This window comes from Microbulbifer maximicatervae (SeqCode), from assembly GCF_052467815.1.
In genome coordinates, this window is the sequence record NZ_CP174326.1 from 4,745,916 (window position 1) to 4,765,554 (window position 19,639).

Here is a 19,639-nt window from a genome sequence, read left to right on the forward strand (position 1 = left end):
AACTTCCATTAACCCTGAGATGCTTTCTGAATAACCGCCAGTGAAACTTTGGTATAGCCAGCGTCTGTACAGCTGGACATCACCTTTTTCAGCAAACTGAACGGAATGCCTCTGTCCGCGAGAATATTGACCTCCGGTGGTTCCGGTTCCTGGCCTCCCTCGACGCCGCCCTCACCTGAATCTGCCGAGGCCTGGGCAACACCAATTGCCTTGGCCAGCTCTGCAACCATCGCTTCCTTAATGGCCGCAATAATGGTTTCCTCACTTTCCAACACTTCGGAAGTGGCAATTACCGAGTTAGACTCCACCAGGATTTCATCATTGGTCACCATCAAGGTCACCGTTTCCCGAGGTTTAGTCTCCACCACTGAGTCCGGTAAGGTAATCACCTTGGGGGGCTCCAGCGCTTCATTGCTGGAGGTATTAGTCAGCAGGAAAAATACCAGGATCGTAAAAACATCCATCAGGGAAGTCAGGTTCATACCTGAGGTTTTCTTGCGCTTATGACTTCGCGCCATACGCTTCATGCGTCGGCTTTCATTTCTCATGGCGCATCCCCTATGGAAATATCAGGAAATAAAACCACCTTTTCCACCGCATCCAGATCACTGGGATCACTCCCCTCAACCCGTACTTCAGCTCCGCGCACAGTATCCATAATGCCCACCAAATGCTCATAGGCGATTGTGGGCTCCATCAGGATGATGGAATCAGTTTTTTCCGGATAACTGGCCTTAACTTCCAACAAGAACTGCGTGAGCTTTTTAAGGTCATACACTTCTGCTGTGGGCAGCACAGCGAGAATCTCAGTCTGTTCTGTATCTGCTCCAACGGGAGCCTCAATAGGAGCATTTTCACCCTCGCCATCGATATTCAGGTTGGGGAAACGTGCGATAACCTTTTCACCATCACTGATTTCCACGGCCTGTTCTCGCACAACTACCTCCACCGTAACCGTGGGATCATCCGGTGCTCCACCACCGGCACCACTCGGCATATTCAGTTCGAGAATTGTCACCCGCGAAAATACCGCCGATACCAATAGAAAAGGCACCAATACCACCATCAAATTCAAGAAAGCGGTGATATCCAGCTCAGGAGCTTCTTTATCCCGCCCGTGGCGCCGCCTTCTCATTACGCAGTTTCCGCTTGCTGTGCTACTGGATTGGTTTTAGCTGGGGCAGTTTTTTCACTAGACGGCTTGGATTTTGCGGGCTCCACTTCAAAACGGCGACGGGTTGCACCATCAATCAGGTTGGATGCTTTTACTGAGACCATCTCCAGGCTATCGATAATTTCACCGGTGAGTGAGTTCAGCAGTGCGTGGACAATCAACAACGGGATACCAGTCATCAGACCAAAGGCGGTGGTGTTCATCGCCACGGAAATACTGGCGGAGAGCAAGTCTGCCTTTTCTGCCGGGTTGGCATTGGCTACCGCTGTAAAGGCTTCGATCAGACCCATAATGGTTCCCAGAAGCCCGAGCAAAGTTGCGATATTGGAAAACAAAGCGACGTAAGGGGTGCGCTTTTCCAGCTGTGGAGTAATCTCCATCATGCTCTCTTCCATCGCGATTTCGATATCTTCACGACGGCGAACAGCCCCCTGCCGGGCCAGCCCCATAGACAGTAATTTACTCACACTGGACTCGTCCTGTTTTACCAGGTTGCGAGCGCGATCGAAGTCTCCCGAAGCTAATACAGGCTGCAGCTTATCCCACATATTGCGGTTGCTGCGGCGCTCCAAATGCAGGCGGATAAAGCGCTCGATAGCCACAGCACCACCCAGTGCGGCAACCACGAGAATCGGGTACATAAAAGTACCGCCCGTCTGGAAAAACTCGATGACGTTATTGAAAAAGCCCATTACAAACCCTCTTGAGAAATACAGCTAAAACTTGGTGCTACTCCGGCGATAGCCGGAGTCTATATGGCGTTAATCGCCGGACAGGCTGAGCTGGTAGAACTCCAACTCACGCATGAAAACTTCCTTGTCGAGCGGTTTGAGTTTGTCATCCATCAAGCTGGAGACAAGGTCGCTTTCGACACCCACTTCGGAACTTTTCCAGGGGACAATATAGAGAGACTTAGGGGCTTCCTTGTTACCGATAATAGAAATACCCGACAACTCCTTAATTTTCGAATCCACCTTTTTATCGGTGGATTCTTTCTTCTCCTCACCCTCAGACTGAGCCAAGGCATAAGGAAAAACCATAAAGCTGGCCACGAATGGCAAAGCCCAACGAAGTTTAATCATTTACCAGCCCTCCGTTGAATATCAGCTAACCAGATAGTGACATCCCGGTCCTCTGGTTCCAATTGCACATATTGTTCGAATTGTGCCAGAGCACACTGGAGATCTTGCAGATATAGATCACACAATATGCCCAGATTTTTTATTAAAGGTAGATATTCCGGATTTTCTGCCAAAGCATTCACATATATTTTCCGCGCTTCGGCAAAGCGCCCCTGCTTTCGGTAGAGAACCGCCAGTTCATTAGTTGCCACCGGATGTTTTTCGTCCAGCGCCAATGCCTTTAAAAAAGCCTCTTCCGCTTTTGCCTCATTGCCACTTTTGTAGTGGGCAATACCCAGGTTGATATAGGGTGCCGGAAGGCGCTGCTCGCGCTCCACCACTGACTGCAGAAGTTCAATAGCACTCGCATAATCCTGCTCGGCAAGATATTCCAGGGATCGCTCAAAGTCCCGACTCACACTGCCCGATACCCGCACCGAGGAATAATCAGAGATTTTTCCAGACTTGGTTTGGGTGCTGGCGCAAGCTGCTAACAACAAGGCTAAGCCCACCAGAAAAAACAAACGCAGTTGTTTTTGCATAACTTTCCACTCCAAAAGGCAAATGCCTGTTATTAGTGACCCGAAACTGCTGATCCCGCTGAGGGCAATTCCGGCTCTGGCGGCAGGGGTACAATAGTCTGGAGATACTCACCAGCCTCTTCCACCCGTGCATAGCGAGCGGGCATTAAATTGGCGAGCTTGCCAATACTTTTATCAACCCAGGGGTTATAAATACCGACGCCCAGCAACTCGACATTCTTCTGGTGAACAGAAATGGCTTTTTCCTCGAAGGGATAAATCTGCTCCTCCAATGCCAACTCATACTCTTCCAGCTCCAGGGCATTCAGGTTGGTTGGACGTTCAGAGTCCTTCAGGGCCACGCTAAAGTGGAGATAAATTTCAGCCAGGTAAAAGGTTGCCGCAGCGGTCACATCGGCCACCTGATAATCAATCAGGTCAGTAAATGCACGGGTGGCTGCTTTCATACGCTTGCGCTTGAGGTTGAGGCTTTTCTCGATAGGCGCAACCAAATCCACCTGGGTGAAAGCCTCAAAACTGGGTTCAGCCAATAGCAGGGCCGCATTACCTGCGAGATAACGGGTGCGGTCGCTGCGCTGGGAACCACCGCGGGACTCAACTTTCACCAGTTCACGAAGCTCTGCCATGTAAAGCTTTTGATTCCCGGACACTTTGTAGATATCGGCAATTTTCTGGCGAGTCTCCAGCGCCGGCTCCATGGGTTCGGGGAAATAATCGACGTAGCGACGCAAAACAGACAGCGCTTTAGCGCTATCTTCAGCCGCTGCATAAAGATCTGCCGCCTGGGTTAAGGCCTCACGGCGTATTTCATCGTCCTCGGATTCCCGCTCAATACGCTCAAATTCCGCAGCTGCCAGCAACAGCTCACCGCTCTCCTGGTAAACCACTGCCAACTTCTTGGTGACATCTTTCGCCAGCTCATGCTCCGGGAAGTGACTGCGGAAGTTATTTAATACCGTTGCCGCTTGTACCCAATCCTTAAGCACTATCAATGATGCGGCAGCATCGTACTCCGCCGTAGCCAGAATGGTCGCGCCAGGTGCAGCACCTCGAATACGCAGGAAATGATTCGCTGCGGTTGCATGATCCTCCTGCTTACGGGCCATATCACCCTGCTGGTAGATGGAAGCCGCCAGGTTATCTACCAGACCCGCCCTATCCTTTGCATCCTGGGCAGTCAGCATCAAAGTTTCACCGTAAGCGATTTCTGCATCCGCAAAGGCCGCAGTATCGAAAGAAGCGTGAGCCACCAGCAGCCAGGCAGAACGTCTAATCTCCTGCTCCGCAGTGGGGAACTGCTCCAACAGTGAACGGCCATTGGCGATCGTCGGGGCATAGTCTTTTAACCCGTAAAGATCCTCCACCGCTCCAAGCATGATCTGAGGGGCTTTGGCATGCTGAGGGAATGTGGCTGCAAATGTCAGCGATGAACGGATAATTTCCCGCAATAGTGGTGCACGCTGCTCATCCGTTGCATCTTTTAAGTTATTGGCCAGATGTTCGCGATAAGCGTAAACCGCTGCGTAGCCTGCTTCGCTGGAATCCTTATGCGCAGGATATTCATAGGCCGTGCGCTCATACTCCAGAGCTGCACCATGGAAATCCCGGTTTTCCAACATCAATCCGGCAAGCTGATAATTGATTTCCGGTGCGCGCTCAGTTTCCCGGAAGGAATCGAGATAGCTTCGATACCAGTGAATCGCCTCGCGATAATTCTCGGCCTTCTTATCTTTTAACTTCTTGTTCTGGTAAGCCGCATGGTAGTGCCCGGCGAGGTCGATCAGGTTGGTCTGCAGGAAGGCAACCACCTCTCCGTATTCATTAATATCGAAGACAGTCCAGTAATCGGCATTAAGTGCATAAGTAGTGGCGAAATCCTTCTTCGCTTCCAGCACCAGCTTGGGGAATCCGCCTTTACTGTAGATTTCAATAACACGAATTGAGAAATCCGCAGATACTCTGTGCAACTGGTTTCGATCAACAAACGCAATATAGGATTTTGCCGCATCCTGGTAGCGACGCTTTTCCAAATAATATTCACCCAGCTGGCTATATACCCGGAATTCGTAATCTCTATTGCCCTTGCGGGAGAAGTAATCGACAACCGAATCAGGACCTTCCAGGTAAGAAAAGCTCAAGCTGACCACACGGAAAGTATCGTCAATATGCTTGCGCTCGCCTTTATTGTTTTGCTGGTCGAAGTCATATCCCTGGGAAACTTTGTAATCCAGCATGGCGATATAGTCATCCAGGGCCATTTCATACATATCTTGCTTAAACAGCGCCCAACCGCGTTTATACAGGGCAAGCTCGTAAAAACTGGATATCACACCAATATCGATAACTTTTCCGTAGGACTCTTCCGCATCGAGAAACTTCTTGCGGGTAAAATAGTATTCGCCCAGCCGGAACCAGGATTCATCGATATGTCGCGAGTCCGGATAGTTGGCCACCAGCTGGCGCAATACATCCACCGCTGCATCAATCTCTCCCGCTTCTTCATAAGCCCGGGATAACTGATACATCACCTGGTCGTTGCGGTGGTATAGGGGGTACTTTTGCAGCAATTTAATATAGAGATCGATGGCCTCGCGGGCATTGGCTGACATCATCTCTTCAGAATCAACGCCCGGCGCTTCAAGCGGGGTTTCATCTGCAGCTATTTCTATGCTGCCACTTGCCCGGGTTTCAAACTCCTCGTCGGACTCGACAACCCCAGGATCCTGCGCTTCAGTCACTACCGGCTCTACCTTGGCCACCGGTGCTGTCATCTCTGGAGCATCCAGGGTATTTTCAGCCATAGCTTCTGACGCATCGACAGAGATCACCGCCCCGCTTCCAGCAGCAACTCCAGCAAGGTTATCGAATTCTGCATCTTCAGCGCGGTGTGCCTGCTTGATTTTCAGGTCGGCAATCCTGCGCATCGCCTCGGGGGTCAGCTTGGACTCAGGGGTTTCCTGCAAGTACTTCTGGTAGCTGGCCAGTGCTTTCTCCAGGCTGCCATCAATATGCTCTTCCTTGATTTCTACTTCGACATTTTGAAGACTGCCGATGGTCTTGCCGCTGTTTCCCGCACAACCCCCTAGCACTATAAGTGCAGAGAGAAGACCGGCGCCGCGATTTAGAGATTTACCAGCTCGGGATTTAGGTTTGAGCAACTTACTCACGAATCACCTCCCTCTGCTGATTTTTCTTCCTCCACCGGCTCCATCTCCGCTGGATTCTCCTCAGGAATTTGCTCTTCCAACAGCGCCTTGTGCTGCTCTACCTTAAATTCATCTTCACGCTGCTCCTGAAGCTCATTAGCGCGGTCATAGCTGTCTGCCAGGGCAAAGCGGGCTTTAATTTGATAACTCTCCAACTGCGCGCGACGGCGTTCCAACTCAGCAATTGCCAAGGCCTCAAGCATGGTGCCCTGACGGGCCATCAGGGTTTTCAGTCGCCGCTGGGTTTGCTGGATACGCGCGCGCAAACGAGTAATATCGCGGTCGTAACCGGTATAGCTGTGAGTTGCCGCCTGGCGACTGCGCACAAAGGAGTCGTAAACAGACTGGAGACTTTCGATCTCCTGGTTTAATTCCGCCAGGTGTTTGTAGGCCTCGGTCAAGCGCTGGTCGTACTCAAAGGAAAGACGCAGGTCCAAAACACCTTTGAGCCGCTGTACCCGCTCCAAAGTAGTTTCAGTAAAGCCCTGGGGATGCTCAGCAATTTTTCCGCTAAGTTCCAAGAGCTTCAATCGCGCTTCCTGCTCTTCGGCCGTTGCCAGGTATTCTGGGCGGCGGGAGATCAGCATCTGCTCTATACGACTGGCAAACTGATCGCGCTGCTCCATCCGCAGCTTGATACGGGCGTCGAGCTCCCGGAACTGTCTGTCCAGTTCCGGCAATAGGGGCTCGTAATAGTTGCGGCGAATACGAATAATATTTTCGTAGGCTGTCAGGCTTTTTAGCCACTCTTCATTGCGCTCATATAAATCGTTGAGGTCGCGATAGTTCCGCAGAAATTCCTGATAGTCATTGGACGCCATCAGGTCGAGTAAGTAATGGGTCTCGGGGGCTTCCGGTAAATTGCGCAAGGCCACTACCCAGTTCTGTACCTGGGTAGCCTCTTTACGACGCAACGCCTCAAGGAACTTACCTTTGCGAATACTATGAATAGACTGAGTGAGGGTATCGATCTCACGCCCGAAAGCGTCTAACGCGCGGCCGTAATTAATTGCAGCAGTACTGTGGACATCCAATTTGCCATAGGCATAGGGCACCGCCAACATGACCTCTTGCACTGGCTCATTGGTGCCTTTGCGGTCTTGCAACAGTTTCCAGGGCACCAGTGCCCGGTCATAGCGGCCCGCACGGGCCTCTACCCAGCCAGCACCCAGCAGCGCCCTATTTGAAAAAGGGCCATCGAGGTTTACACGATCAAAATAGGGGCGCGCCATATCCAGCTTGCCCAGCTCCATTAAATGGGAGCCCAATAAGAGGTTGGTTTTATCGTAAAGGGCCTGCAGGGCCGCCTCTGAACTGCGCTTTCTTCCCAGTGCAGTCAACTCCAGAACACCGCGTTCCTCTTCTCCCGCCTTCAGTTGGGCAATACCCAAATTGAAGGAAACAAAGCCCTCTAGCGATTCTTCACCCTTCAGGTCTTGCAGTAGTTCTACGGCCTCCTCGAATCGACCGAGCTGCATATAGACTCGAGCACGCAAAAACTGCTCATCTGCACGGACCCTCTCGGGAACCCGCCCGTCAATCATTTCCAGGGCGTGTAAGGCGTTGCGCGGCTGTTGTTTGTGATAGTGAATTTTTGCCAGTCGATACGCGGCTTCATTGCGCACCGGCTGGGAAACATTTCCCTGCAGTACAGCCTCAATAGCCCGCCCGGCCTCCCTGTGCATTCGGTAGGACAATTCCAAGTCACCCACCGAAAACTCAGCTTGCCCCAAGTGCGCACTGAAAGGATCGAGTTCGGGCTGATCTAAGCGGTGATACTGAGCAAGTTCTGTATCCAGTGCCACAATCGCATCAAAATAACTTTCCTGATGGGCATGAAACATTGCCGCACCGAAAAACAGGTCTTTAAGTTCTTCCTGCGATTCAGTCGCCGCTGCAGCGGGGAGAGCAGCCAAAGAACAAAGGGATAGAGCACCAAGCATCATCCTGGTTTGACAGGACAACACATTTACCAGGGACCTGAGCATGATTACCAGTCCTTGAAGTTTATCGTGGACTCGGTTCCCAGAACCTTAATCTCGACAAATTTAGGACCCACTGCCTTCTCCACGGTGTAGGAAGCTGTAGCCCGATACTCTTTTCCTGATGGGGTTTTACCGAGAAAACTAACCTCTAATGGGTGCCCACCCACCTGCACATTGCCAGTGTATATTTTTTGTACCCCACCTTTTTGCAGGGACTCAATTTCCCGATAGGTATAGAGATGATGGGCAACTAATTTGCCATTCAATGTGACCTCAACCGACTCCAGCTCGAAGGGCTTTTCATCAGCCACCGAGACAAAAAGAGCTACCTGCGTATTAGAGGGGAATAAGAGCTTTTCCTCCAGCTGTGACAATTCAGCAGTGAGATCAATTACATCTTTCTTAACATCCTGGATCTGCTCATCCAGGCCACGGATATCATCTCTATCAATAGTCTGAGCATGCCCAGTACTGGCCAACAGAAAGAAAAGTACAATCTGAAGAATTCTGAACATGTGGCCTACCTCCGACCCAACCCTAAACTATCAATTCCTGCCAGAGAACCTGGAACAGGACCACAATAAACCCAGGCACAACAGGGCCTTGAGCTGCGGCATTGTATTGAATAGAGGGCTAATCAGATGTGAGGAAATTCAAATCTCACAAAAACTCAAAGAATGGATAAATTTTGAAAAAAGCACTTCAATTAGATAAAAGAGATCTACGACACAAAAGAAGTGAGACGTGCTTCACTTGCAATCAAGAAAGCTCTCCACTTTGGCTCTCTGGCCTACCGATCACAAAAAACATACAGACAATCAAACCAACCAAGGCTAGGTAAGCATTTACTGTAAAAGCTCTATCTATACCCGAAGGTATATCTGGAGCAAAGGCGATAATTGTAGCATTCATACCCAAACCAACCGCACCCCCACCAATTTTAAACATATAGAGGATTGCGCCTGCCAAGCTGGCACGGTGAGGTTCCACCACCGTAATACCCGCAGTCGTACTGGATGGATTGAACAGCCCAATACCCACTCCCAACACGATCAAGCCCGGACACATATCCAGAAAGCCCGTGTCCGAAGTCAAGTTCGAGAGCATGAACATTCCAACACTCATCCCCAAAATACCTAATGAGACGAGTAATTTTGGCCCGGCTAGCTCATAGAAGCGGCCGGAGATAATAGCAACCAGCCCCGATACAACCATTAAAGGGACCAAAGATAAACCAGCCTGAAACGCTGAGTAACCACGAAAATTCGCCAAAAACTGGGGGACATAGAGAATTGCCGATAGGAATACTACCGAGATTAGGAGTGTCGTAACGCCTACCGCCAGGAACTTCCGGTTCTTTGCAATATCAGGGGGAATCAGGGCATCTTTACCAACTCGATACTCCACGATGGTAAACAGGCAGAGCAACACCAGGAACACAACGATCAGGCTGATAACCACAGGATGCTTGAAACCAATTTCCGCGGAGACATCCAGTGCAAAAAGCAAACAAAATAGCGAGGTGCATAGTAGTAGCACACCGAAGAAGTCTATTTTTTCCTCTGTGTCACGAGGTTTATCGGGGGGCACTGCCCACCAACAAGCCAGCATTGTTGCCAGGGTGAGGAGAATATTAACGAAGAAAATCCACCGCCAACTGAAAAAATCTGCGAGCACCCCACCCAAAACTGGTCCAGCTGCATTCGCTAACCCACAGGTGGCCATCAGGATACCACCCGCCACCCCTGATCTTTCATAGGTCAACAAGTTAAAAGTCATTGCCAAAGTGGACGGCCACATCAATGCCGCACCCACTCCCATCAATGCGCGGGATATCAATAACATCCACATATCCATTGCCAAGCCACCCAGCACGGCAAAGAAAACGAATATTCCCGCTCCAATCATAAATACTCTGCGGCGGCCATAGATATCCGCCAAGCGGCCACCGGTTATGATGAAAACACCAAAAACCAAGGCGTAGCCGTTAATGATCCACTGGGAGCTAGTTATGTCTGCATTGAATTCTCTTTCGATGGCAGGTAGTGCGGGGGCAAAAGCGGTATAGTCATTACTAATAAGGAAGGCCGCGAGAACTAATGCAGCCAACCCCAGGTACTGATCTCGTGTAATTTTGCCGCTCTGTTTCGCCATACAGTGTAATTCACTCGACACCCGAGCCGCTCAGGTAATCCTTCAGAACCTAATTAGCTTGCGATATATTTTTAATACTCCCGCCTAGAGCCTAGACCACTCGCTAATTTACACGCCTTTTGACTAGTCAGTTTTCACTGTGGATACGGATCATCATCTGCCTTGTAACTGGCAGTTCATATCTTATGCTTAAAGGACATCCAGGCGCCGGAAAATTGAATTAGTGATTGGATAGCCTACTGAGCCCCCTAAGATCACGCTAATAGATGAGATTAGTAAATGCATAAGTTCATTGTGCTTGTCTTGGTTCTGTTGACTTCTTCTACATTCGCCCAGGGATCTACGGTGAACGACCTAAAAGATTTCCAGTGGAAAAACCGCATTCTATTACTGAATATCCCGGAAGATCCCAATAGCACAATCAATGAATTACTCAAGTTAGCGCCGCAATTTGCAGAGAGAAACTTGATATGGTTCCTATTCTCTAACGGCACCCTTGAGACTAACTTCCCCGGTAAAGTCACGGATAATTTTGCTAAAAATGTAAGGGAAAAATATCTGCAAGGACCAGCAATGCAGGTGCTTCTTATAGGAAAGGATGGGGAGGTAAAGTATAAAGCCAATAAATTCTCAGCCGTCGAAATTTTCCAACGTATCGACAGCATGCCCATGCGACGCAATGAGATGCAGCAAGGATCTGCACAGTGAACAATTATTGAACATCCACAATCTGATAGAGAATTTTTGTATCCTCCAGTATTACTAAGGAATCCCAGAGTTAGATTTCCCTCAATTAATTACGCTTCGGCCTTCTTTGCTCACCAGACACCCTTTCCATCTGGCAACTTTTAACAAACATAGACATCTTTGCGCTAAAGTACGCTATTAGCCTTGCGAACATATACCCAATGGAAATTGACCTCCAATGAGCAAAAGAGCCATTATCCTCGGAGCTACGGGCCTTATCGGTGGCCATCTCACAGAGCAACTGGCTGGTGAAGAAGTCTTTGATGAAGTACTTACCCTCACTCGACGCCCCAAAGCCACTGCAAGTCAAAAAATACATAATCATATTGTCGATTTTGATCGATTGGAGGAGGCTGCTCCTCTTTTTCAGGGAAATACTCTATTTTCCTGCCTGGGAACCACTCGCAAGCAAGCCGGCAGCCTGGCCGCCCAGTATAAGGTTGACGTTGAATATCAATACAAAGCGGCCCAATTGGCAGCGGAGGCAGGGGTCAGCCATTACTTACTGGTTTCATCCAGCGGGGCCAATGCCAATAGCGCCAGTGCTTACTTACGTATGAAGGGTGAGCTGGAAGAGAAAATCAAGAAACTTCCATTTAAGCGCATCAGTATACTGCAACCCTCCCTACTCCTCGGAGATCGTGCAAATGCCCGACCCGGTGAGAAAATCGGAGGCATCCTCCTACCAGTAATTTGTATGCTGCCGGGGCTGAGACGTTATAGGCCCATTGAGGGGCGTGAAGTAGCCAAAAAAATGGTTTATTTAAGTCGACAAGAACGAACAGGGGTTGAGACCCTGCGTTTGGATGAGTTATTCAATTCTTAAGGAGCCTCTGAATAATTCCGTAATGTCTCGGCGAACCTGGGAGGCTCCTTAAACCCCAAAGGTTAAATTCGGGAGCTTAAAACAAGTAAATCGCTCCCGAATATTACGGTTATTCTTTTACTTTAATCCCTAGCCAATGCGGATATTGAGTCAAAACAATAAGGACAATTGCATCGTAGACTGCGTGCCAGATTATCACTCCCAATAAGCTTCCGGACACTTGGTAAACCACTCCTAGAACCACACCAATTCCCAAAGTCAGAAAGAAATTGGTCCACGATGAGAAATGAAGTAGCGCAAATGCAATTGCGGAAATTAATAACCCCAACAATGGCGAGCTAAGTTCTGACAACCAGGACTGCAAAAACCCCCGAAACAAAAGCTCTTCGCAAATTCCGACTACAACAGAAATCAACAGCAGCTGAAAGAAAGACAATCGTGAAAATAGCGGAATCAAGGCGATCGATTGACGCCGCATTGACTTGCCAAGGGTCGTTTCTGAGCGAGTTAACGACAACATCACACCATAGGTAGCCATTGCACCAATGATGCCAATTGTTACTTGCAACCCTACACTATCACCAATGATCACTACCTTGAGTGAAGCCAGATAAAAGCCCAGAAGGGCCAGCAACAAGCAAACAACCTGAGTGCCAATTAATAAAAGAAAAACTGGTGGATTCCCTTTTGTTTGGTCAACAGCATCCATTTGTGACCGTCCTTTTTTTAGTCGTTTATCGAGGTAGTCAAGTGGCTCAGTACCTAAATAGACTGCCTAAGGATTCCGTATCAACTAGAAACCACATTGAAATTCAATTAGCCGAAATAAGCACACCCGCCATCGGCAATAATCTAACAGAAAATGATGACAGGCATAATCCTCCGCCAACAGCCTATCTCTATCCGTTTAGTTTGACGCCAGACAGCTTATCCCCTTTGAAAAACTGCCTGACTTTAGCCGAAAAGCCAGTCACAGTGCTATGCTCGACAATATCTCTGGAACCGGATAGCTTGTAGAGACTACCCGGTTTCCAGCCCTCTTATCAGTAGATTGTCTTGCAAAGAAACTACACAGCAACTAATTCCAACCATGACACAAGAAATCATAGGACTGGGCCAGCTGCTGAAGGATATTGAGGAGAAAAGTCAGGGGCAGGAGAAAATCTCCATCCAGCATGTTATTGAGGCTGTGGGGCTTCGATCCTTTGCCCCATTCCTTATCCTTATCGGGTTGATCCTGTTTTCCCCTCTGAGCGGTATTCCCGGAATGTCTACCGCGATGGGCGTATTGCTACTACTGTTTGCCCTACAACTGCTGATGAAGCGCAACTATATCTGGCTTCCTCAGTGGTTAATCAACCGCTCCATATCCAGCGAGAAGCTGATGGATGCCCTGCACTGGATGGAAAAGCCCGCCCGGTTTGCCGACCGCTGGATTCAGCCACGGATGGATTTTATCGTGCGCCGATATGGCACCTACGCTATTGCTGGAACCTGCATTTTTATTGCATTGACCCTGCCAATAATGGAAGTAATCCCCTTCTCTGCCTCAACTGCTGGTCTCGCTCTCACCATTTTTGGGCTATCGCTGGCAGCTCGAGACGGACTCTTAGCGCTTATTGCTTTTATCCTAACGGCCTCCCTGGTACTAGTGGTGATCGTTGCCGTGATCTAGGGAGCCTCTGAATAACTCCGTGATACCTCTGGCTTGCAGAGCGGTTCACAATCAAGGCGCGGCTTCGCAGGAATGTCTAGACCTTTCAAGAAGTCGCAACGCGGAGTGTGAATCGCTCTGCAAGCCCCGAAGGGCGGGCCTTGAAGGCCACAGCTGCTGCGTTGCAGCTCTTGCAAAGGACCGAGCCATTCGCGGCGAGCTGCGCCTAACATCTGTAGCCTTCAAGGCCCGCAGAGGCATTACGTAGTTATTCAGAGGCTCCCTAGGAGCCCACGAGTAACTCCGTAATATCTCTGCGGGTCTCCAGACCAAAGCTGGCTACTTACCCTCGCTTTAAGACTTGATTTTTTAATCCGAGCAAATGGGGAAAGTGCACTATGGCGAAAATAGCCAAAAGGTCGTATACCGCATGCCAAACAATCGCCCCCACCAAGCCCCCGGACATTTGGTAGAAAATGCCTAAAATAAGCCCAATCATAAAGGTAAGGAAGAAGTACACCCAGGAAACACAGTGCAGTAATGCGAATATCAGTGATGCACCCAATAAACCGAGGAATGGCGTACTGAGCTGGGAGAGCCAAGACTGTAGAAAACCACGAAACAACAGCTCCTCACAAACACCCGCAGCTAAAGCAACCCATACCATCTGTGATGGGGACAACTTGGAAAATAGTGGAGTCAATTGAGTACAGTGGAGCCGCAGCATTTTCCCAAATAGCGTCTCAGAACGAGCCATTGTCAGTACTACCGCAAATGTGACAATAGCGCCTAACAATCCCAACAGCAGTTGCAGCCAAACCGTATCACCAATAAATGAAACTTCCATTGGCACAAAGTAGAGCCCCAGAGCCGCAAGCAATAGACAGCCCAGCTGAATATCCATTAAAAAAAAGAAAACCGGCAGGCTGCGCCGTGCCGGACCAATCGCTTCCATTCCTGATTTTTCCCTTTGCCTATTGATTCCCAGAGCCTCTGACAACCTTCAAGCTCGCTCGCCCATCCGCAGAAATCATCAATTCGGCCACGCCTCCGTCTCGCAGTTGTTTTTCCAGATCCAGGGCTTTTTCCTTCGGAGCAAAGTAGGCTTCAATACCGTAGCGAATCCGGTAGCTATCTGATGAATTCCAAAAATTCTGGCCTGCTACCCGCCCTCGAATAAAGACTCCGCCCTGTGGTTGTTCAAGGCTGACAGAGGCGCGTTCATACAATCCGGATGGCCCTTTTTCTAAGCCCACATAAACCACCTCTCCCTGACGCAGCCGTCCCAGCCCTTTAAACAAGGCTTTATCTAAAGTGGAAAAGGGGTAATTTAATTGGGCATAGTTACCGCGAAACAATGAGCGCGGGTCTACAGGAACAGTTTCCACTGAAACAGGCTGGCCCGTCCACAGCGGCATTTGAGCCTTAATATACATTCCTAACAGTATAAAAAACTGCACGCCAATGGCGGCAACCAGGCCAATCACAACTCTACGTTTCATCGTAAACTTCCCCCCGCTTGGTGATATTTCCAATACTTGGCTGCTGCCAGCAATAAAACTGCGAAGAGAATAAACAGGAGAGCAGCTCCTATATAGTCGCCAATCAAGTCAATATAGCGCAGCAGAGCCGTCAACAGGACCGCCATAACTCCGAGAAAGAAGTAGTGTGAGATACCATCGTGAATACCCCTGAAGATCAACCAGATTCCACAGGCAATCAGGGCGAAGTTTGTAAAAATTTGTAACCAAACTGCGTAGTCACTGGAGCTGGCATTCGTTACGAACGCAAGTACTGCCGCAAAAACACCGCACAACCCCAGTCCGAATAGCAACCTCTGAGACAGCAGCGCCAACACTATCGACACAGCAGACATAGTCCCCACTACCCCCCACATAGAAGGTAGGTGACTCCAGGGGGCTTCTATCATCTCCTCCCAGGGATATTCAAAGCTAAAAATCAGTAAGCCAATTAAAGTAAACCGAAGGCACCAAATAGAGATTACTGCTGCGTAGTCCTTGGCTACCGCCGACGGGCGAGTTGCCAACCAATGGGCAAAGCAATACATCAGGATAAAGAGCGAGACTGCAACAGCAAGGTTCTCTGGATAAATATCCGCACTAAATTTCCCATCCTGCAAACGCCAAAATTCTGATAGGGAAAATTCCAGCCAAAAACCTAAGCCAAAGATAAAGGTCAGCAAGAGAATCACGCTCGCACGACCACTTAACAGGATATAGAGGGCTCCCAGCAAGAAAATTGGGAACAGGGCGGGGTAAAAGCCTAAACCCGACTCCAGGAAGAACCAAAGCAAAGCCAATAGCAAGGACTGCTCTGCAATCCACGTGCTGCGGGTAATTAAAGCAAATGGCAAACTACCCAGTGCCCACCAGAAAATACCATCTGGCATATGCTCGCCCAAGTGGTATACCTGTGCGATCAAAATAATCGCCGCACCAAAAAACAGGTTGCCCAACAAGAACAAGCCCTCTCCGGCTTTCCGATCTCCAGACAGGTAAACCTTAAACGCCACTCCCTGGGTCACCAAGGTCAAAGCGATCAGCCCCCCCATTCGCAGCGCTCTGGGGATTTCCTCCCAATTGGCCCCAATCAGTGTAATCACCGCCAGCCCGATAAAGAGATAGGCCAACCCAATCAAAATACGATATCCAAGTGTTCTTTCTTGCGCCCGGTGGTAATCCACTTCATAGCGGGCACAGATCTGCTCAGCCTGAGCTTCACTGATCACACCGTCTTCAACCCAATCTCCGGCCTCGCGGGCCAGATCATGCTTAAGCAACCGAATCAATCGCATAGATGCGCCTTGTGAAAAATTACCCTTACCCTAAGGATGGGTATTAATACTTTGGTCCCGAGTATCCCCGATGTAACCAGCGACCTCAAATTGGTACGGATTGCAGACTAAATTATCGCCAGGCTGCCTAGATAGCAGAAAACTATCTCAGATATTTAAATTGTTAATTTCTATTATTAGTGATCAGCCAATAGCATAAACAGCATCAAAGTTAAGAGCCAGGCACCCAATAAGGAGCTAACCATGTCCCGCTATATCGAATCCGAACTCAAGCCGTTTAACGCCAAAGCCTACCAAAATGGCGAATTTCACGATGTAAGTGACTCTGACGTCAAAGGTAAATGGGCCGTATTCTTCTTTTACCCCGCCGACTTCACCTTTGTATGCCCCACTGAATTAGGCGATCTGGCAGACAACTATGAGGAGTTTAAGAAGCTGGGTGTAGAGATCTACTCAGTCTCCACAGACACTCACTTCACCCACAAGGCCTGGCACGATTCCTCTGACACCATCGGTAAGATCCAGTACCCGATGATCGGTGATCCTACCGGTACCATTACCCGCAACTTCGGTGTAATGATTGAGGAAGAAGGCATTGCCGACCGTGGTACTTTCGTAATCGACCCGGAAGGCCGTGTTCAAATTGTGGAAATTACTGCTGGCGGTATCGGCCGCGATGCCAGTGAGCTGCTGCGCAAGATCAAAGCTGCTCAGTACATCGCTGCTCACCCCGGTGAAGTTTGCCCAGCGAAATGGAAGGAAGGTGAGGAAACCCTGGCCCCCTCTCTCGATCTGGTAGGCAAAATTTAAGTCTTCCCAAGCCCTCACAGGATTGGAACTGGCCTTGCCCGCCCTTTTGGCGGGCATTGTCGTTTTTACTACCTGCCCCCCCCCCCCCCCTTAATTCCCAACAGCTATCAGCAAAATAATCCGTTGAGGGAGGCTTACGGCGTCACAGCTCAGTGTATCTACCACCCACGCCTCTCAACTCACTCACAAATAAAAAGCTATCTAAGTATAAGCTTTAATTGCCAAATACTATCAAATGTATAGCTATTGATAATTTCTATTAAAAAACATTAGTCGATAGTATAAATCCCGTTCCCAAACAACGACCGACAAGACAGTGATAAATAAGGAGCTATCCATGTCACGTTACATCGAATCCCAGCTGAAACCCTTTAACGCCAAGGCTTATCAAAACGGCGACTTCTTCGATATCAGCGACGCCGACGTTAAAGGCAAGTGGGCCGTATTCTTCTTCTACCCCGCAGACTTCACCTTTGTCTGCCCCACTGAGCTGGGCGATCTCGCCGACAACTATGAAGAGTTCAAGAAGTTGGGCGTTGAGATCTACTCCGTATCCACCGATACCCACTTCACCCACAAAGCCTGGCACGACTCTTCCGACACCATCGGCAAAATCCAATACCCGATGATCGGCGACCCCACCGGCACCATCACCCGCAACTTCGGTGTGATGATCGAAGAGGAAGGCATCGCCGATCGCGGCACCTTTGTAATCGACCCGGAAGGCCGCATCCAAATTGTCGAGATCACTGCCGGCGGAATCGGCCGCGATGCCAGCGAGCTGTTGCGCAAGATCAAAGCTGCCCAGTACATCGCCGCTCATCCCGGTGAAGTCTGCCCGGCCAAGTGGAAAGAAGGCGAAGAGACCTTAGCCCCCTCCCTCGATCTGGTAGGAAAGATTTAACCCAAATACCTCTGACCCGGCCCATCAAAAGGTGGGCCACAACCAAGCCTTAATATTGTTAGAGAAAGGACACACCGATGTTGGACGCAAACCTGAAAAAACAACTGGACACTTACCTGCAGAATATCGTCAAGCCGATCGAGATTCGTGTGTCTACAGATAACAGTGAAAAATCCAAAGAGCTGGAAGCCCTGGTAGATGAAATCTCTGGGCTCACCAACAGAATTACTGCACAGCAGAGCCAAGCCAAGCGCACGCCGAGTATGACCATTGCTCCTGCCGGAGAGGAACCCCGGGTCAGCTTTGCCGGAATTCCCCTTGGGCATGAATTTACCTCACTCGTACTGGCCCTGTTGCAAGCGGGGGGCCATCCCTCAAAAGCAGACCCGGAACTGCTGGAGCAGGTTCGAAGCCTCAAGGGTGAATTCCACTTTGAAACCTATATCTCGCTCTCTTGCCAAAACTGCCCGGATGTTGTCCAAGCGCTGAACCTGATGGCAACCCTCAACCCAAACATCACCCACGAAATGATCGATGGAGGCCTGTTCCAAGAGGAAGTTGAAAAGCGCAATGTTATGGCTGTACCTGCGGTTTACCTCAATGGTGAACACTTCGGCCAAGGCAGGATGTCCCTCGAAGAGATTGTTGGAAAACTGGATACCGGCGCAGCCGAGCGGAAAGCCGAAGAGCTGAATGAAAAAGCACCCTACGATCTTTTAGTTGTAGGGGGTGGCCCAGCGGGCGCAGCGGCTGCTATTTATGCCGCTCGCAAAGGCATTCGCACTGGCATAGTGGCAGAACGCTTCGGCGGCCAGGTAATGGATACCGTAGGCATCGAGAACTTTATCTCTGTACCTTATACCGAAGGCCCCAAGCTTGCAGCCAGCCTTGAGCAACATGTTAAAGAGTATGGTGTCGATATCATTACCGACCAACGCGCAGCCAACTTGCGACGCAATGAAATGGTAGATATCAAGCTACAAAGCGGTGCGACCCTATCCAGCCGCTCAGTAGTATTGGCTACCGGTGCCCGCTGGAGGGAACTGGGGGTTCCCGGCGAAGCCGAATACCGCACCAAGGGCGTAGCCTACTGCCCCCATTGCGACGGCCCCTTCTTTAAAGGTAAGCGCGTAGCCGTTATCGGTGGCGGCAACTCGGGCATCGAAGCAGCTATCGACCTCGCCGGAATCGTCGAGCACGTCACTGTACTGGAGTTCGCGGATAAACTGCGCGCTGACGAAGTACTGGTACGGAAAGCACAGCTGACAGATAACATCGATATTATCGTCAATGCGCAAACCACCGAAGTCCTCGGCGACGGCAACAAAGTTAACGGCCTGGCCTATACCGATCGAGAGAGTGGTGAAAACAAGCAACTCGACCTGGCGGGCGTCTTCGTACAGATTGGCCTGGTACCCAATACGGAGTTCCTTAAGGAAACCGATATAGAGATGAATCGCATGGGCGAAATCGTGATCGACGAGCGCGGCGCAACTTCAGTCCCCGGCGTCTACGCCGCCGGCGATGCGACCACTGTCCCCTACAAACAGATAGTGATCTCTATGGGTGCAGGTGCAACTGCTTCGCTGGGCGCATTTGACTACTTGATTAGGTCTTCGGTTGAATAACACCAAAGCGTTAAAAAGGGCCAGTCATTGACTGGCCCTTTTTTATATTCACTTTAAGCATGGACAATATAGG

The 19,639-nt window shown here is 49.8% G+C and carries 19 protein-coding genes; 6 read left to right on the forward strand and 13 right to left on the reverse strand.

The genetic code is table 11. The features are described 5' to 3' along the window. Nucleotides 1-8: 8 nt before the first annotated feature. The 9 genes from ACJJIW_RS20435 to ACJJIW_RS20475 all read right to left on the reverse strand — a co-directional run bounded on the left by ACJJIW_RS20435 (nucleotide 9) and on the right by ACJJIW_RS20475 (nucleotide 10,182). Nucleotides 9-548 carry an ExbD/TolR family protein gene (locus ACJJIW_RS20435; protein WP_282932157.1) on the reverse strand — a complete coding sequence of 180 codons (540 nt, stop codon included), beginning with the start codon at nucleotides 546-548 and terminating at the stop codon, nucleotides 9-11. Beyond that, the gene (locus ACJJIW_RS20440; protein ID WP_282932156.1) at nucleotides 545-1,135 is read right to left on the reverse strand and encodes an ExbD/TolR family protein; all 591 of its coding nucleotides are present in this window, start codon (nucleotides 1,133-1,135) and stop codon (nucleotides 545-547) included. The genes ACJJIW_RS20435 and ACJJIW_RS20440 overlap by 4 nt, the downstream gene beginning before the upstream one ends. Further along, nucleotides 1,135-1,866 carry a MotA/TolQ/ExbB proton channel family protein gene (locus ACJJIW_RS20445; protein WP_282932155.1) on the reverse strand — a complete coding sequence of 244 codons (732 nt, stop codon included), beginning with the start codon at nucleotides 1,864-1,866 and terminating at the stop codon, nucleotides 1,135-1,137. The genes ACJJIW_RS20440 and ACJJIW_RS20445 overlap by 1 nt, the downstream gene beginning before the upstream one ends. Nucleotides 1,867-1,935: 69 nt before the next feature. Further along, nucleotides 1,936-2,256 (reverse strand): hypothetical protein, encoded by a 321-nt coding sequence (locus tag ACJJIW_RS20450; protein WP_238152012.1) that lies wholly within the window; start codon nucleotides 2,254-2,256, stop codon nucleotides 1,936-1,938. Then, the gene (locus tag ACJJIW_RS20455; RefSeq protein WP_282932154.1) at nucleotides 2,253-2,837 is read right to left on the reverse strand and encodes a tetratricopeptide repeat protein; all 585 of its coding nucleotides are present in this window, start codon (nucleotides 2,835-2,837) and stop codon (nucleotides 2,253-2,255) included. Before ACJJIW_RS20455 ends, ACJJIW_RS20450 begins: the two co-directional genes overlap by 4 nt. A 32-nt stretch (nucleotides 2,838-2,869) precedes the next feature. Further along, entirely contained in the window at nucleotides 2,870-6,004 is a 3,135-nt protein-coding gene (locus ACJJIW_RS20460) for a tetratricopeptide repeat protein (RefSeq protein WP_444936207.1), read from the reverse strand. Further along, complete coding sequence (locus ACJJIW_RS20465) at nucleotides 6,001-8,031, reverse strand: tetratricopeptide repeat protein (RefSeq protein WP_444936208.1); 2,031 nt, start codon at nucleotides 8,029-8,031, stop codon at nucleotides 6,001-6,003. Before ACJJIW_RS20465 ends, ACJJIW_RS20460 begins: the two co-directional genes overlap by 4 nt. A 2-nt stretch (nucleotides 8,032-8,033) precedes the next feature. Further along, on the reverse strand, nucleotides 8,034-8,543 hold the full coding sequence (locus ACJJIW_RS20470) for a hypothetical protein (RefSeq protein ID WP_282932151.1): 510 nt from the start codon (nucleotides 8,541-8,543) through the stop codon (nucleotides 8,034-8,036). A gap of 244 nt (nucleotides 8,544-8,787) precedes the next feature. After that, a complete protein-coding gene (locus ACJJIW_RS20475; protein ID WP_444936209.1) occupies nucleotides 8,788-10,182 on the reverse strand; it encodes an MFS transporter in 1,395 nt (464 codons plus the stop codon). A 279-nt stretch (nucleotides 10,183-10,461) separates the two neighbouring features. On the opposite strand from ACJJIW_RS20475, the gene ACJJIW_RS20480 reads away from it, so the two are divergent. Both ACJJIW_RS20480 and ACJJIW_RS20485 read left to right on the forward strand, forming a co-directional pair. Beyond that, the gene (locus ACJJIW_RS20480) at nucleotides 10,462-10,890 is read left to right on the forward strand and encodes a DUF4174 domain-containing protein (protein ID WP_444936210.1); all 429 of its coding nucleotides are present in this window, start codon (nucleotides 10,462-10,464) and stop codon (nucleotides 10,888-10,890) included. A 217-nt stretch (nucleotides 10,891-11,107) separates the two neighbouring features. Beyond that, nucleotides 11,108-11,755, forward strand: coding sequence for an oxidoreductase (locus ACJJIW_RS20485; RefSeq protein ID WP_444936211.1), 648 nt, complete (start codon nucleotides 11,108-11,110; stop codon nucleotides 11,753-11,755). Nucleotides 11,756-11,864: 109 nt separating this feature from the next. Here ACJJIW_RS20485 and ACJJIW_RS20490 read toward each other — a convergent pair whose 3' ends face one another. Continuing rightward, nucleotides 11,865-12,464 (reverse strand): CPBP family intramembrane glutamic endopeptidase, encoded by a 600-nt coding sequence (locus ACJJIW_RS20490; protein ID WP_444936212.1) that lies wholly within the window; start codon nucleotides 12,462-12,464, stop codon nucleotides 11,865-11,867. A gap of 381 nt (nucleotides 12,465-12,845) precedes the next feature. On the opposite strand from ACJJIW_RS20490, the gene ACJJIW_RS20495 reads away from it, so the two are divergent. After that, entirely contained in the window at nucleotides 12,846-13,430 is a 585-nt protein-coding gene (locus ACJJIW_RS20495; protein ID WP_282932146.1) for an exopolysaccharide biosynthesis protein, read from the forward strand. Between the two features lie 322 nt (nucleotides 13,431-13,752). Here the strand turns inward: ACJJIW_RS20495 and ACJJIW_RS20500 are convergent, their stop codons facing one another. Genes ACJJIW_RS20500 through ACJJIW_RS20510 form a run of 3 tightly spaced genes read right to left on the reverse strand, consistent with a single transcriptional unit; the run spans nucleotide 13,753 to nucleotide 16,224 of the window. Continuing rightward, nucleotides 13,753-14,364, reverse strand: coding sequence for a CPBP family intramembrane glutamic endopeptidase (locus ACJJIW_RS20500; protein WP_444936213.1), 612 nt, complete (start codon nucleotides 14,362-14,364; stop codon nucleotides 13,753-13,755). Nucleotides 14,365-14,383: 19 nt separating this feature from the next. Next, entirely contained in the window at nucleotides 14,384-14,911 is a 528-nt protein-coding gene (locus tag ACJJIW_RS20505; RefSeq protein ID WP_444936214.1) for a GDYXXLXY domain-containing protein, read from the reverse strand. Beyond that, complete coding sequence (locus ACJJIW_RS20510) at nucleotides 14,908-16,224, reverse strand: DUF2157 domain-containing protein (protein WP_444936215.1); 1,317 nt, start codon at nucleotides 16,222-16,224, stop codon at nucleotides 14,908-14,910. Before ACJJIW_RS20510 ends, ACJJIW_RS20505 begins: the two co-directional genes overlap by 4 nt. Nucleotides 16,225-16,467: 243 nt before the next feature. Between ACJJIW_RS20510 and ahpC (ACJJIW_RS20515) the strand changes: the two genes are divergently transcribed. The 3 genes from ahpC (ACJJIW_RS20515) (at nucleotide 16,468) to ahpF (ending at nucleotide 19,566) form a co-directional block, all read left to right on the forward strand. Continuing rightward, entirely contained in the window at nucleotides 16,468-17,034 is a 567-nt protein-coding gene (ahpC, locus tag ACJJIW_RS20515; RefSeq protein WP_413662577.1) for an alkyl hydroperoxide reductase subunit C, read from the forward strand. Between the two features lie 337 nt (nucleotides 17,035-17,371). Continuing rightward, on the forward strand, nucleotides 17,372-17,938 hold the full coding sequence (ahpC, locus tag ACJJIW_RS20520; protein WP_444884410.1) for an alkyl hydroperoxide reductase subunit C: 567 nt from the start codon (nucleotides 17,372-17,374) through the stop codon (nucleotides 17,936-17,938). Between the two features lie 77 nt (nucleotides 17,939-18,015). Continuing rightward, complete coding sequence (ahpF, locus tag ACJJIW_RS20525) at nucleotides 18,016-19,566, forward strand: alkyl hydroperoxide reductase subunit F (protein ID WP_444936216.1); 1,551 nt, start codon at nucleotides 18,016-18,018, stop codon at nucleotides 19,564-19,566. Nucleotides 19,567-19,639: the final 73 nt, after the last annotated feature.

Excerpts from the sequence above, each read along its gene's own strand:
- ahpC (WP_413662577.1), top strand. The coding sequence starts at position 16,468 with ATGTCCCGCTATATCGAATCCGAACTCAAGCCGTTTAACGCCAAAGCC.
- ACJJIW_RS20465 (WP_444936208.1), bottom strand. The coding sequence starts at position 8,031 with ATGCTCAGGTCCCTGGTAAATGTGTTGTCCTGTCAAACCAGGATGATG.
- ACJJIW_RS20450 (WP_238152012.1), bottom strand. The coding sequence starts at position 2,256 with ATGATTAAACTTCGTTGGGCTTTGCCATTCGTGGCCAGCTTTATGGTT.
- ACJJIW_RS20455 (WP_282932154.1), bottom strand. The coding sequence starts at position 2,837 with ATGCAAAAACAACTGCGTTTGTTTTTTCTGGTGGGCTTAGCCTTGTTG.
- ACJJIW_RS20505 (WP_444936214.1), bottom strand. The coding sequence starts at position 14,911 with ATGAAACGTAGAGTTGTGATTGGCCTGGTTGCCGCCATTGGCGTGCAG.
- ACJJIW_RS20435 (WP_282932157.1), bottom strand. The coding sequence starts at position 548 with ATGAGAAATGAAAGCCGACGCATGAAGCGTATGGCGCGAAGTCATAAG.
- ACJJIW_RS20485 (WP_444936211.1), top strand. The coding sequence starts at position 11,108 with ATGAGCAAAAGAGCCATTATCCTCGGAGCTACGGGCCTTATCGGTGGC.
- ACJJIW_RS20440 (WP_282932156.1), bottom strand. The coding sequence starts at position 1,135 with ATGAGAAGGCGGCGCCACGGGCGGGATAAAGAAGCTCCTGAGCTGGAT.
- ACJJIW_RS20490 (WP_444936212.1), bottom strand. The coding sequence starts at position 12,464 with ATGGATGCTGTTGACCAAACAAAAGGGAATCCACCAGTTTTTCTTTTA.
- ahpC (WP_444884410.1), top strand. The coding sequence starts at position 17,372 with ATGTCACGTTACATCGAATCCCAGCTGAAACCCTTTAACGCCAAGGCT.
- ACJJIW_RS20495 (WP_282932146.1), top strand. The coding sequence starts at position 12,846 with ATGACACAAGAAATCATAGGACTGGGCCAGCTGCTGAAGGATATTGAG.
- ACJJIW_RS20480 (WP_444936210.1), top strand. The coding sequence starts at position 10,462 with ATGCATAAGTTCATTGTGCTTGTCTTGGTTCTGTTGACTTCTTCTACA.
- ACJJIW_RS20470 (WP_282932151.1), bottom strand. The coding sequence starts at position 8,543 with ATGTTCAGAATTCTTCAGATTGTACTTTTCTTTCTGTTGGCCAGTACT.
- ACJJIW_RS20445 (WP_282932155.1), bottom strand. The coding sequence starts at position 1,866 with ATGGGCTTTTTCAATAACGTCATCGAGTTTTTCCAGACGGGCGGTACT.
- ACJJIW_RS20510 (WP_444936215.1), bottom strand. The coding sequence starts at position 16,224 with ATGCGATTGATTCGGTTGCTTAAGCATGATCTGGCCCGCGAGGCCGGA.
- ahpF (WP_444936216.1), top strand. The coding sequence starts at position 18,016 with ATGTTGGACGCAAACCTGAAAAAACAACTGGACACTTACCTGCAGAAT.
- ACJJIW_RS20500 (WP_444936213.1), bottom strand. The coding sequence starts at position 14,364 with ATGGAAGCGATTGGTCCGGCACGGCGCAGCCTGCCGGTTTTCTTTTTT.
- ACJJIW_RS20475 (WP_444936209.1), bottom strand. The coding sequence starts at position 10,182 with ATGGCGAAACAGAGCGGCAAAATTACACGAGATCAGTACCTGGGGTTG.